This is a genomic window from Chryseomicrobium aureum, from assembly GCF_016909155.1.
GTDB classification, from domain to species: Bacteria; Bacillota; Bacilli; order Bacillales_A; family Planococcaceae; genus Chryseomicrobium; species Chryseomicrobium aureum.
The window spans coordinates 21,666-34,784 of record NZ_JAFBFG010000010.1 but is presented as its reverse complement, the minus strand read 5'-3'; the positions used below and the strand labels follow the sequence as shown (position 1 = coordinate 34,784).

At 40.7% G+C, this 13,119-nt stretch carries 15 protein-coding genes; 7 read left to right on the top strand and 8 right to left on the bottom strand.

What is annotated here, in order from left to right; all coding sequences use genetic code 11:
* The first annotated feature begins 105 nt into the window (after positions 1-105).
* Both JOD03_RS08425 and JOD03_RS08420 read left to right on the top strand, forming a co-directional pair.
* On the top strand, positions 106-1,386 hold the full coding sequence (locus JOD03_RS08425) for an RNA-binding domain-containing protein (RefSeq protein ID WP_239584909.1): 1,281 nt from the start codon (positions 106-108) through the stop codon (positions 1,384-1,386).
* A gap of 68 nt (positions 1,387-1,454) precedes the next feature.
* Positions 1,455-1,754, top strand: a complete 300-nt coding sequence (locus JOD03_RS08420; protein ID WP_204590403.1) for a TIGR04104 family putative zinc finger protein — start codon at positions 1,455-1,457, stop codon at positions 1,752-1,754.
* A gap of 12 nt (positions 1,755-1,766) precedes the next feature.
* On the opposite strand, the gene JOD03_RS08415 is transcribed toward JOD03_RS08420, so the two are convergent.
* Positions 1,767-2,294, bottom strand: a complete 528-nt coding sequence (locus JOD03_RS08415) for a DNA topology modulation protein (RefSeq protein WP_204590402.1) — start codon at positions 2,292-2,294, stop codon at positions 1,767-1,769.
* A gap of 287 nt (positions 2,295-2,581) precedes the next feature.
* Between JOD03_RS08415 and abc-f the strand changes: the two genes are divergently transcribed.
* Both abc-f and JOD03_RS08405 read left to right on the top strand, forming a co-directional pair.
* A complete protein-coding gene (abc-f, locus tag JOD03_RS08410; RefSeq protein ID WP_204590401.1) occupies positions 2,582-4,030 on the top strand; it encodes a ribosomal protection-like ABC-F family protein in 1,449 nt (482 codons plus the stop codon).
* A 48-nt stretch (positions 4,031-4,078) separates the two neighbouring features.
* The gene (locus JOD03_RS08405) at positions 4,079-4,363 is read left to right on the top strand and encodes a hypothetical protein (protein ID WP_204590400.1); all 285 of its coding nucleotides are present in this window, start codon (positions 4,079-4,081) and stop codon (positions 4,361-4,363) included.
* Between the two features lie 15 nt (positions 4,364-4,378).
* Here the strand turns inward: JOD03_RS08405 and JOD03_RS08400 are convergent, their stop codons facing one another.
* From JOD03_RS08400 to JOD03_RS08385, 4 genes are all read right to left on the bottom strand, one after another.
* Positions 4,379-4,888 (bottom strand): hypothetical protein, encoded by a 510-nt coding sequence (locus JOD03_RS08400; RefSeq protein ID WP_204590399.1) that lies wholly within the window; start codon positions 4,886-4,888, stop codon positions 4,379-4,381.
* Between the two features lie 68 nt (positions 4,889-4,956).
* On the bottom strand, positions 4,957-5,103 hold the full coding sequence (locus JOD03_RS08395; RefSeq protein ID WP_204590398.1) for a GNAT family N-acetyltransferase: 147 nt from the start codon (positions 5,101-5,103) through the stop codon (positions 4,957-4,959).
* A gap of 12 nt (positions 5,104-5,115) precedes the next feature.
* Positions 5,116-5,283 carry a hypothetical protein gene (locus tag JOD03_RS08390; RefSeq protein ID WP_204590397.1) on the bottom strand — a complete coding sequence of 56 codons (168 nt, stop codon included), beginning with the start codon at positions 5,281-5,283 and terminating at the stop codon, positions 5,116-5,118.
* The gene (locus JOD03_RS08385; protein WP_204590396.1) at positions 5,280-5,939 is read right to left on the bottom strand and encodes a hypothetical protein; all 660 of its coding nucleotides are present in this window, start codon (positions 5,937-5,939) and stop codon (positions 5,280-5,282) included. The genes JOD03_RS08390 and JOD03_RS08385 overlap by 4 nt, the downstream gene beginning before the upstream one ends.
* 178 nt (positions 5,940-6,117) lie before the next feature.
* Between JOD03_RS08385 and JOD03_RS08380 the strand changes: the two genes are divergently transcribed.
* Both JOD03_RS08380 and JOD03_RS08375 read left to right on the top strand, forming a co-directional pair.
* Positions 6,118-6,768, top strand: a complete 651-nt coding sequence (locus JOD03_RS08380; RefSeq protein ID WP_204590395.1) for a phospholipid phosphatase — start codon at positions 6,118-6,120, stop codon at positions 6,766-6,768.
* A 213-nt stretch (positions 6,769-6,981) separates the two neighbouring features.
* Positions 6,982-7,149 (top strand): hypothetical protein, encoded by a 168-nt coding sequence (locus JOD03_RS08375; RefSeq protein ID WP_204590394.1) that lies wholly within the window; start codon positions 6,982-6,984, stop codon positions 7,147-7,149.
* A 206-nt stretch (positions 7,150-7,355) separates the two neighbouring features.
* On the opposite strand, the gene JOD03_RS08370 is transcribed toward JOD03_RS08375, so the two are convergent.
* Positions 7,356-7,742: a winged helix-turn-helix transcriptional regulator gene (locus JOD03_RS08370; RefSeq protein ID WP_204590393.1), complete on the bottom strand. Its 387-nt coding sequence runs from the start codon at positions 7,740-7,742 to the stop codon at positions 7,356-7,358.
* A gap of 393 nt (positions 7,743-8,135) precedes the next feature.
* On the opposite strand from JOD03_RS08370, the gene JOD03_RS08365 reads away from it, so the two are divergent.
* On the top strand, positions 8,136-8,999 hold the full coding sequence (locus tag JOD03_RS08365; protein ID WP_204590392.1) for an SDR family oxidoreductase: 864 nt from the start codon (positions 8,136-8,138) through the stop codon (positions 8,997-8,999).
* 104 nt (positions 9,000-9,103) lie between these two features.
* On the opposite strand, the gene JOD03_RS08360 is transcribed toward JOD03_RS08365, so the two are convergent.
* Positions 9,104-11,566: a S8 family serine peptidase gene (locus JOD03_RS08360; RefSeq protein WP_204590391.1), complete on the bottom strand. Its 2,463-nt coding sequence runs from the start codon at positions 11,564-11,566 to the stop codon at positions 9,104-9,106.
* Between the two features lie 18 nt (positions 11,567-11,584).
* Positions 11,585-13,012, bottom strand: a complete 1,428-nt coding sequence (locus tag JOD03_RS08355; RefSeq protein WP_204590390.1) for a S8 family serine peptidase — start codon at positions 13,010-13,012, stop codon at positions 11,585-11,587.
* Positions 13,013-13,119 lie beyond the last annotated feature (107 nt).

Below are 13,119 nucleotides of genomic sequence, written 5' to 3'. Positions count from 1 at the left end.
TACGAGTATAAATTAAAATCGTTTCATTTGTATGTATTGATTAATCGATTATAATCGATTACTATTGATTATAATATAAATAATCAATTAATGAGGTGATTGGCTTTGAAATTCGAAGAATCATTAACATTAGAATTTAAAAGAGAATTAACAGAAGGAATAAAAAAAGAAATTATTGCCTTTGCAAATACCTCTGGCGGAGATTTATATATAGGAGTAGACGATGATGGATCAGTAGTTGGATTAGATAACCCCAAAAGAATTTTAGAAGATGTTTCAAACATTGTACATGATAGTATACAACCAGACATACTGATGCATACAACATTATCAATAGAAACAATTGATGACAAAGATGTAGTCAAAATTTCAGTTAGTGTAGGTAGTAGACGACCTTATCATTTAAAAGGTAAGGGTCTCCGCCCTTCAGGAGTTTTTATTCGCTATGGGACATCAGTAACAAATGCATCTGAAGAAAACATTCGTCAAATGATTATTGAAACTGACGGCACAAACTTTGAAACCATGAGGAGCATGGAGCAAGATTTGACATTTACGGATGCAGAAGCAATATTCAAAAAAAATGGACTAAGCTTACTAGAATCCAACATGCGCACATTGGGAATCATAAATGCTGAAGGTTATTATACCAACGTTGGTTTGTTACTCTCGGACCAATGTGAACACACAATTAAATGTGCTCGTTATGTAGGGGTGGACAAATTAGAGTTTCAAGATAGAAAGGAATTTACTGGATCGCTATTGAAACAGATTGAATCTGCTTTTGAGTACCTCTCTCTACACAATGAAAAAAACTCTGCATTCAAGGGACTTCAAAGAGTTGAACAGGAGAGCTACCCTTCATATGCATTACGTGAAGCATTGATTAATGCAGCCACACACAGAGATTATAGTTTTTCTAGCAGCACACTAATCCATATATTCACAAATCGAATCGAACTAGTTTCAGTTGGTGGTTTAGTAAAAGGTTTGACTCAAGAAGATATTGAACTTGGGATTTCTCAAAGTAGAAACACAAAACTAGCGAACATTCTTTATCGCTTAAAATGGATTGAAAGTTATGGAACTGGTCTACAAAGGATTCTGGAAAGTTATAGTAAAAATAGCGTTCAACCATTTTGGTCAATTGGCCCAAACTCGTTTGTTGTTACACTCCCTAAAAAGGATCAGACTACAAGAGATGAAATTGATGAAAGCTTAAATAACTTTTTAGAAAGCAAGTCCTCATTCACTGCTAAAGATTTAGAAATAGCCCTTAACAAAAGTAAATCTTCTGTTAGAAAGTTATTAGCGGAATTAGTTAACCAAAATATTATTAATCGGATTGGCAATGGTCCAGCAACTCGTTACAAAAAAAGCCATTGATTGAACCTACTCCTCCATCATGTTAGGGTAAAGATATGCAACCTTCCAAAAATAAGGAGGTGGATTTTATGCCTGTCTGCCAAACATGCGGCCACACCTGGAGTCTTGGCGAAACACTAAAGCGCTCGTTTTCGATTTGGCCCGGTATGAAATGCCCGAATTGCGAAAGGGATCAATTCATCACAGCAAAGTCTCGGAAACGTTCAGCTATAGTTTCCGGTCTAAGTATCGCACTTGTCATGCTGTTTAATATTTTCTTTGGTCCTACAGCGTACACATTCGTACTGTTCGGTTTAGTTCTACTAGTGGTTATGATCACATATCTGCGGATGATTAAGCTTTCGAATACCGAAGAGCATATGTTTTAACAGGCACAGACATCATTTCTTCTGCGCTTGTTTTTTTATTAAATTCTCTAAAAACCGTTCCACATCACTCGGTTTTCTGAAATGCACGACGCGCTTATCCGATGGAAGTTCGCGCAACCGATTGATAATATGCGGCGTTTTTTGCTCAGGAAATTTCCAAATGTATTTGAAGAACTCAAGATCAAAATGTTCAGGGCACCCTTCCGCCATATCCGGTCGCACGGTGTTGCGGTACTTCATCACTCGTTTAGCTGCTCGTGTGATGCAAAGTAGCCGTGGGAAATCAAAAAAGAGGATAGTATCTGCTTCTTCCATTCGCTTAGAAAGCGTTCCTCCATAATTCCCATCGATAATCCACTGGTCCTTTTCAAAAATCTCATCTTGAAGTCGTATCTGCTCGTCCCTTGATACTTCTTCCCACCCTGCTCGCCAATTCAATTGGTCGAGATGATAAACCGGAATGGAGAGTATTTCCGTAAGCTCTCGGGATAGGGTAGACTTCCCTGCTCCACTCGAACCGATCAATGCTATCTTTTTCATACTGCCACCTCCACTTAGTAAATAACTTGAAAAAAGCGTTATCCTGCTCTATACTCGAACTAACTTACTAGAAGGGATGATGAATGGTCAATGATTTCTTAATTCTATTTTTCACGTTAAAATGTATACGCATTTTTACGAAAAGATAGGATGAGTCTGACCATTTATAACCCTTTACGGCTTCGTAAAGTTTATTTATGTTCGTATACTTTTCCTTCCACGACTTCGTGGGAGGTTTTTTTGTAGAATGCGTGTGCATGCAACTCGATTAGTAGGAGGTTTTTTGCATGCCGATAGAACTTAGACACGTAACGTTTGCCTATGATTTACTAGATGCACCATTATTTAAAGATGTTTCATTGACTCTGGACACATCTTGGAAGCTTGGCTTTGTTGGACGAAACGGACGAGGAAAGACGACTTTGCTCAAGCTTCTTATGAACAAACTTGACTATCAAGGAGAGGTACTCACGGATCACGAATTCGTCTACTTCCCGTTGACGATTTTACAACCCGACCTTCCCGTTTACTTTGCAATTGATGAGGTCTTTCCTACTGAACAATGGAAGCTTGAGCGGGAATGTCATTTACTTGGAATGGACAAAGATATTCTGTGGCAGCCTTTTTCTCAACTCTCCGGCGGCGAACAAACACGTGTGATGCTTGCTGCGTTGTTTTGTGAAGATAATCGATTCGCTCTGCTAGATGAACCGACAAATCACTTGGACATTCGAGGAAGACACCATCTTGCTTCGTACCTGAATAAAAAAAGTGGCTATATTGTCATCAGTCATGACCGGAAATTTTTAAATGCTGTGATTGATCATGTGCTCGCAATTGAGCGTAGCCAAGTCATCCTCTACAAAGGTGACTTTTCAACGTACGAGGCACAGAAAACACAACAAGATCAATTCGAACTTGAGAAAAACAACTCGTTGAAGTCTGAGATTGCGCGAATTGAAAAATCAGCGCGTGAGAAAATAGACTGGGGGCTGGAACGAGAGAAACCTTCAGGCAATGACCCGTTCGGCAATGCGATTGCAAAACGTATGATGAAACGTGGAAAAGCGATTCAGCAACGGACGAATGAAAAAATCGAAGAGAAAAAAACTTTACTGAAGAATATCGAAAAAGTCGATGATTTGACCATTCAAGTCATGAAATCTCATCGAAATCCAGTGGTGCGTGTGAAGGAATTGACTTTGTCCTATGATGGAACCCCCTTGTTCGAGCCAATTTCGTTTGAACTCTATCAAGGTGAACAAATCGCAGTGGTCGGAGCAAATGGTTCAGGAAAAACTACGCTCATGAATTTTCTTCAAGGTTCGCCTGGTGAAGTGAAAGCAGAAGGAGAAATTCGTTTATCCGAGCACTTAGTGAAGAGTCATGTTTCTCAAACCACTTCCCACAAAGGTACGCTAAAAGAGTTCGCAGATTCGCACAAACTAGATTACACATTGTTCCTAAACAATTTACGTATTCTAGGCTTCACTCGCGATATTTTTTCAGTGCCCATCGAAGAAATGAGTGAAGGCCAAAAGAAAAAAGTTGAGTTTGCGAAGTCTCTCTGTACGCCTGCAGAACTCTACTTATGGGATGAGCCACTCAATTATTTGGACGTCTACAATCAGAACCAAATCGAGAAAATGATAGCTACTTATAAGCCTACCTTACTGTTTATTGAACATGACCAGGCCTTTGTCGAGCGAGTAGCTACTCGTATTATCGAACTTTAATATGTTTTTGATGTAACCCCTGGGGTTGTTTCATTAAGGAGGGTGTTTATGAAGAAAGTATTCCCTATCATTTCCTTTATTTTTTTACTTCTTGGATACAGTATCCTTTTTTCTATGTCGCAAGAAAGCGTATGGGCAAGCATACTTACATTCCACACAGCCGGTCAGCCATTTATAATCATTTTTATGATGTACAGTGTTATCGCGTTTGTCTTTGCATTGCTAAGTACTAAAAACACTTATAAATTCGTACTTGTTTCCGCAAATGCGCTACTTCTCATCGCTACTGGTTTACTAAGTTTTATTGCTATTTTCGGTTTTCAGTCGGCTTGAAATTTATTTTCGATTTCAAGGCTCTGCAATAACCTCTACAGCAAACGCATAACTAGCTGTTCCTTGTTCCCAATAGGCTATAACTTCGTAGATGACGATACCCATCTCAGATAGATCTACATCTTTTGTTTGTCTAACAACCGTGTAGTTTTCATCCCATATATTCAAAATATAATGAGTGGGCGGCTCCTCAAAGTTGAATTTTACAGAGCTTGTAGCTGTTAGCTGTAAGGGGTTCGTCCCTCTTACTAAATCCGGCGGAGCTTCTGAGTCTGCCTCGATTCCTTCTCCTGTTCCATCTCCATTGTCAACTGTCCAACTGTATGTGCCAAGGATTGGATGAATCGTTTTCTCTCCCACCGTAATAGTGAAATCTGGGGGTTCTAGAACTGTAGCCTCTGATGATTGGGTAGTCTGAACAGTGCCGTTTTCTACTTTCACTTCACTAGTTGCTTCATTTTCATCTGAACAGCCCACTACTACTAAAAAGATGACCAAAGTTAAAATACTGCCTAATCGCTTCAACTGCATCACTCCTCTTTATCTAGTAGACGTTACTTTAGAGAAAGTGTCTCACATTTTTAAGCCTGTCCCTAAGCTAGTTGCCCACCATGAAACGAGAATAAATAAAAGTCGTCTTGGTCCGTCATTGTCCATCCATCGAAATAAGCACTCGCATGAAGAATTAGCTGCTTCCCTAAACCTTTCCCCTGCCAGCTCTCAGCGACTGCAACATTCATCAGCTCGATTGTCTAAGGTGTTTTTTCTTGGAGTACATAAACACCTCTACATGCACCTTCATATTCAGCAAGATAACAGTGACCTGAGGAAACGTAGGAATGAATCTGCTTTTCAGACGGGTCAGCCAGTAACAGCAGCTCAATCGGAAGTGATTCGTCTTGATATGCTTTACGTATCATTTCGTCTCCACTAGTTTCGCAGTAAGGGATTGATGTCGATCCACAAAATCCGTCACCCAAGCGATATCCACCGGACCATTTAAAACTTGATAGTAATCCATATCTCCATAGTTAATTAAACGATTTTCATAAACCGACCCGCCTGTCCAGTTATCTTCGAAAATTAGACTTACCATAAAGCCTTGCTCGTTCGATACATCTGCGTTCCATTTTCGATCATTCATTTTCTTTACTTCATATTGATTCAAAAATGTTTTCCATTCTGCAATGGCTTGTTTGTCTTCAATTATGTACATCTCACCAGATAAATCGACTTGCAAATGTAACGCTTTTTCTGGTTGAAAATCAAAAGCGTGATCCAAGCTTTTCACACGGTACTCATCATAAAGACTAAAAACGAGTGAAGCACTTGTGATTACAGCTAGACCCACAGCCATGACTGTATACCACTTCTTAGTTTTTTCTGATGTTACTTTTTCAAACTTTCGGGCTAAGGTGCGAGCTACTGGAATCACTAAAACAAATAGTACGACAATGCTCAAAAACAACGCTAGAAACGGTGCTCCATTTAAGTAGTTGTAAGCTCCAAAATAAAATAGAATAGACAATGCAATTCCTACGCTTGCGAAAACCAACCAATATCTTCTTTCTCTCATCCCATAACCCCCCAATTAATAATTGCACTATTCTTTTAATTCTTTTTATACGTTTTAATTATACCATTTAGTTCCATCTTTCCTAGATGTTTGGTACATTTTTTTTGATAGTTCGAATTAAGTTATCATCATTTTTTTCAGGGTAAAGAATACATATAAAAAAGGAAAGGATGATTCTGTGGATCCACTAATTTTTGGTTTGTTTGCAGTAGCCTACATAGCTAGTTTAATCTGGGGATTCAAGAAACATTCAAAGACCGCCTCTGTTATTCTCTTCCTCACTATCATCGGACTCATTTACGACAATGGAGTTTTGGCAATCGGTCATTTGATTAGTGAGGGCACACTTCTTGAGAACTTAAATCTGGGTCGCTTCTGGATTCATGCGTTGTTCACACCGCCACTACTTCTTTTTTCTTTATTCATCCTACGTGAAGCGGGTATTCATATAGCGTTTAAAACATGGTTTGTTGTGAGTTTTGTGGTTCTTTGGATTGTGGCTACGATTGTAGAAATTATTGTGGAAATCCGAGGACTCGAATTAACTGTACAGGAATCATACGGCGTCTTGAGCTACGCAGCAGTAGAAACTGCGTCAGGACCACCTCCAATGATTCTCATTGTGTTGATCGGCTTATTGATTGCTGGAATTTTACTTGCGTGGAAGAAGAAGTGGTGGTGGATGCTTGTCGGAACTATTGCCATGGCTATCGGCAGTGCTGTTCTCTTCGATATCGGAAGCGACGCTGCAACCAATGCATTTGAATTGTTCTTGATTATCACTTTACTATGGACGGCGATTCGGTTTTCAAATCAAAAGTCTACTTAGTATTCATAATAAAGCCAGGAGACTTTGTCATCTTCTGGCTTTTTATTTTTTGAAGTACCTTCCAACAAAGCACTCCATATGGTAGACTTCTCCTAACTTAACAGTTCTATTCCTTATACTTGTAACACCAATGCTATTTTGCAAAGGAGCGTTAACTTGAGGATTATCAGAATATCTATTTTGCTATATTTCCTTCTGCTCTTAGTCGGATGCATGGATGAAGAGCAAACAAACATGTCTCAAACAATAAATGAAGATTTTAGAGGTGAAGTGATAGAGCTAAATGAAGATTCATTTTTAATGGAATATGGGGAAAATGACTTTGTGTTATTAAAAGCAGATGCAACCATCCCTCTTCGTACCGGGACTCATACTTTATGATTTTCATGAGTTGTCCCCTTTAACCTTGGTGAGGTAATAAACTTTATAAGTAGTCGCTTCAATATTTCCCTCTTGCTAAGCCAAAGATAATGCCCTGCACCTTCGACTTCTATATTTTATTATATCGTGAACTAAAAATAGATGGAAAGAATTGTTACATTCTTTCCACCTCAAGATTCAGTTCGCTATTTTATTTTCAGCTCGTTCTACTTGCTTATTGTTTCTTCACTTTTTCCGTAAAGTTCATCTAAGTGTTCTAAATGAGTTACTCCCCATTCATGCATAGACAACAAAAGTGGCATTAATCCTTTTCCATATTCGGTTATTGAATATTCAACTTTTGGAGGGATTTGTGCATATATTTTGCGATTGATTATATCATGATATTCCAATTCTCTTAATTGAGTTGTTAGCATCTTTTTCGTCACATCAGGTACTAATCTATTCAGTTCACTAAAACGCAAAGTTCCTTTATCTAAAAGATGAAAAAGAATAACAGGCTTCCACTTTCCAACAAGAATATCAAGAGCTGTTTCAATAGTTCCAGTTCCATTTCGTTTACATTCCTCAGCCAATTTCCTTCCGCCTTCCATGGTATCTTTTTGTATACTATGTCACATTAAAGTGCCTACTTCCGATTATTCTCCTTAGGGCTTATTATAACCCTAGGAGTAAAATTAATACAAAATGAACCGTATCATGTATACCCTCAATTCAAACGCCTACCTATCTTTCGGATTAGCCGTTGTTTTGTTTTTAGTTAAGGAACTAACAAGCTAAAAAGAGAGGTTGAAAAATGAATATCGCTGTATGAATTGTACAAGTTAGTTTAGCATGGATGTTTGAAATGAATGATCTCATAAAGGCATTCGCATTCATTGTGGCAATCTGAAATTTGTAGGACGTAACTAACCATGATACCATCATTATTTATAAAGCACGAGTCCCTCACTTTTGGGGATACCAATCAACTGGAGGTAATACCAATGAAAATTTTAGTTACTGGAGCAACAGGGAAATTAGGGTCAAAGGTTGTTGAATCATTATTGAAGACAGTACCTGCAAGTGATTTGGTCGTGAGTGTCCGAAATCCAGAGAAAGCAGAAGAACTTCGTAGTCGTGGAGTAGAGGTGCGACAAGGAGATTTTGATCATCCTGAAACATTGGATACTGCTTTTAAAGGCATTGACCGCGTATTAATTATTTCTGCAGATGGTGACAATGAAACAAGAATTCGACAACACGTGAATGCTGTTCACGCAGCTGAGCGCGCAGGGGTAAAATTTATTGCTTATACAAGTTTAGCCAATGCAACAGACAGCAAAATTCTCTTAGCTCCACCTCATGTTGCAACAGAAGCAGCTATTAGTAAGACAGGTATTCCATATTCGTTCTTGCGTAATAACTGGTATTTGGAAAACGAAATTGGCAGTATTCAAGGTGCTATCGCCGGAGCTCCATGGGTCACTTCTGCTGGAGAAGGTAAAGTAGGCTGGGCACTACAACAAGACTATGCAGAGGCAGCTGCAGCCGTACTTGTTGGACAAGGTCACGAAAATACGACTTATGAACTCTCTGGTCCTCTTTTGACTCAACAAGAATTGGTATCTGCGCTTGAAAATGTAGTAGGGAAAGACATCCCTGTCCAACAAGTTAGTGATGAAGAATATGCTGAGATCATGAAAGGCGTAGGTTTACCTGATTTTGTGATTCCATTGGTAGTAGGGATTCAAGAAGGCATCCGTAACGGTTCCCTTGAAGTGACTAGCAGTGATTTTGAGAAAGTGCTTGGTCGTCCTGTTACTCCGATTAACGAAGCACTCAACCGACTTGTTAATGAAATTTCATAAACAAAATAAATTGAACAGATTTTTCTTATATAGCTTCCACTTTTAATCTTGAGTTCACTATAAAGCTACCCGCCAATTGACGGGTAGCTTTTCGTGTTCTCTACTTATTTTAAAAATGCGTTGTAATAACGAACTTTTGCGACAGCATATTCCCCACGTGAAACCGTAGCTGTTGGTGAAAATGACGCTTTCACAGTAGGTTGAAGTGCAAAAGGATTTTGGGTACTTGAAAAATGAGCATGTACAATATTCAGATCTAGCGCGATTTGCACATACCCTTTTAGATTTTCAGGAATTTGTGCTGCATCGTCAATTGGAAGTCGTTCATCTTTGTACTGCACTGTAACAGTTCCAGTAAATTCTTCTGCTTGTTGTTGTAGACCTAATGCCTGGACTAACGAGTAGGCAAGCTCTGCTCTTGTAACGGCAGAATTAGGTGAGAACTTCCCGCTAGGGGCCGCAACCATAACACCTTTTTGATAATGCGATGGGTCACGTAGTGCGGCTCCTTTTGCTATAACTGCCTCAATGAATCTTCCATCCTTTACTTTAACATCTGAAAAACTGCTCGTTCCGGATAGAGGAAGCGTTTGTTTGATACCCGCTCCCATGACCAAATAACGTGCTAAATCTTTTCGAAGTAATGGACTGTCAGGTTTAAATTTGCCCGATGACAAACCATCAAACAATCGTTCCTGTACGCCTAATTGAATAGCTCCAGCGGCTGGATGTTTAGCAATATCTGATAATCCTGTATAGCTGCCCACTTTTAAAAACGACAACTTTCCTTGAACGGTTTCAGGCAAAGCAACTCCAACAGGATTTACTTCCGATCCTCTTAATCCTCGGATTTCTGCTTTCCATGTTCCTGGCTTTGGTGAAGAAACAGTAACAGTCCGGTCATAAGTAGTAGGAAAAAGCAGGCTGATTCCTGAACTGTATTCCGTCCCATCTGGAGCGATCAAGACTAAATTAATCGGGTTCCCTGTTTCTTTTAAAATCCCTTGTGCGTTCACTTTTGCAGATAACGTGCTGATATCTTCCTCTACTGTAAACGTTGTCGTGTTGTCAGATGTTGCTTTTGCCGGGTCGTAGACAATAGAGAAATCATCGTATCCTGTGTTCGCTTCTACATGGCTTGCAAATGTCTGGTTGCTGTTCAATGTTGAACCAAACTCTTTTCCGTTAAAGACGGTATCCAGAGCAGCGTAGGCATTGACGTACCCTGCCCCCACTTCCCATGTTTCATAACCTGGCATATTAGTCGAAGTCGACACGAGAATATCTTTTATTTCCTGCGGTGACAATGTTGGGTCTGCCTCTAGTAGCAACGCCACTATCCCAGCTACATGTGGTGTTGCCATCGATGTACCGCTCATCGTTGTGTAGTAAGGTAGATGAGCCGGGTCGAGCGAGCTAACATCTTGATCAATACCAAGTACACCCACAGGTGAAATGACACGAGTAGACACAATATCTACACCTGGCGCTGTAACTGTTGGCTCATCTTTCCATGACCATTCCTTACCGTCCATCGTGAACGTTCCTCCGACACCATTTGTGCCGCGAGAAGAAAAGTCAGCAAGCGTTCCATCTTTCACACCAGCCGCTACAGAGATGACCCATGGTGCTTTGGCATAAGGATTATGTGTATTTTCTCCCGGCCCTTCATTACCTGCCGCAAATAACACGGTGATTCCACGGTCATATGCCGCTTTACTTGCCAAGTTGATTGGATGCTCAGGTTCAAAATCTCCACTTGAACCCCAAGAGTTGGTGATGACACGTATGCCATAACGTGTTTGATTTGTAATGGCGTAGTCAAAGCCTCCAATTCCATCTAAAACAAATAGTACTGCTCCAGAACCATACCCGATAAGATCGGCTCCTGGTGCTGCTCCTTCATATTTGCCTGATGACATAGCTCCTGTTCCACCGACAGTTCCTGCTACGTGCGTACCGTGTCCAGAATTTGTATCTGTATTCACTACATTCTCCACGTAAGAGACGGGAAGTAGTCTAGGTGCTAGGGCATTTAAGTTCAATGAACCCATGACATTTTGCACAAGATTTCGGCCGAACTCATGATCTTTATGAGTGCCATCTACGCCGCTGTCATTCACTACGACACCAACGCCTGCGCCTGATACAGGGAATCCGCCGTTCAATTCTTTAAACTTCGCATCTGTTCTCGCTTTATCTACGCCTGTGATAGCTGTAGCATCTGCATTAAAATACGTAAGTTCTTCGTTTAAGAAAATGGATCGTACTTCCGGCATTTGAGCTAGACGTTCAACAGCTTGTTGAGAAGCAAGCACACCGACCATCGGTAAACTTTTCAGACTCATACCTGTCGACACACCTGCTTCTTCCAATAGGTCAAGTTGAGATGGCTGTACTGGACCTTCTCCATGGAATGTGACAATCACTTCAGCCACATCGGCAGTTACCAATGCTTCAAAAACTTCTTCATCGACAACGGGAAGTGTCTCCGCAGACACCTGTCCTCCCGTACCTAGAGGAAAAGCAAGGACAAGTGCAAGTAAAATTATCCATAAACGTTTCATTGTATTCTCCCCTCAAATTTAATTTGATTTTGAATTCATTACGTGTTTCACTGCGCGATATGCATCTACGTAGCCTGCTCCCGCCTCCCACTTTTCATAACCTTCCATTGGCTTGGCTGTAGTCTCAAGAATTTCTTTAATTTCAAGCCCTGTCAATGTGGGATCTGCTTCTAACATCAAAGCCACGATTCCAGCTACATGAGGAGCCGCCATAGACGTACCACTCATCGTCGTGTAAAAGGGGATATGCGCAGGGTCAATGTCGGTTGCATCCGAATTCACACCAAGTAAAGGAAGGGGTGAGATGACTCGAGTAGACACAATTTTGGATCCTGGTGCTGTTACGGTCGGACGGTCTTCCCACTTCCATGTCTCTCCGTCGACAGTTACTGTATCACCAACACCTGCTTGACCTCTAGAAGAAAAATCAGTCAGTTGATAAGACTTGTCCCCTGCTGCTACAGTAATAACCCAAGGTGCTTTTTTGTAGTTCCCTGAAATCGTGCCTGCAGTAGGACCTGAGTTTCCAGCTGAAAAAACGGTAATAATGCCACGGTCATATAGTTTTTTGGTTGCCACATTAATCGGATCTGCCGGATCAAACGCTCTACCCGCTTGGCTCGTATCTCCCCATGAATTAGTAATGACACGAATGTTGTATTCGCGTTGATGGGTAAGTGCATAGTCAAAGCCACCAAGAGTATCCAGCATAGCAACCCCTGCACCTGATCCATAGCCGATCAATTTAGCGCCAGGTGCTGCTCCTTCATACTTCCCAGATGACATGGCTCCTGTACCCCCAACAATTCCTGCTACATGCGTGCCATGTCCTGAATTGGAATCTGTATTTGGAACGTTTTCCACGTATGAAATCGGTAGCAATTGTGAAACAGCATGTAAGTTCGTTGAACCTAGAACGTTTTGTACGAGATGATCGCCAAAAGCATGATCTTTATGAGTTCCATCTACACCACTGTCATTGATGACCACACCAATTCCCTTCCCGGTAATGGGAAAACCTCCATTTGCTTTTGTGAGTGCAGCATCCGTTCGAAGAGCATCCACACCTGTCATTTGTGTGGCATCCGCCGTTTCGTAGGCTAGTGCTCGATTTTCATAAATGGATTCAACATCGGGATGTTTCGCCAATTGGTTCACCAGTTCTGCAGTGGCAACAAGGCCAGTCATAGGCAAACTTTTCAAGTGAATTCCCGCATCAACACCCAGTTCTTGTAAAATCTCTGAGCGGTCGTGTAGTACTTCATCTTCAAACGTGACGATAACCTCTGCAAAGGAAGCTCCTTTTGCAAATGTTTCCTGCAGTTCGGGATCTATAACAGCTCCATGAGGGATGCCGGATTCTACATTCACTTCTGCTGACACTGTTGCAGCTAGAAGCATAGATGTAGCGAGTAAAGCAGAAATGATTCCATTACGTCGTTTCATACACTATCTCCTCTCCGTTTTAGTAATCATCACATATACGTATAATTCTGACTATTCTGCATTCGTTGTAAATTTTTGTTCTGTAGGTCCTAATTCACCTACTACTT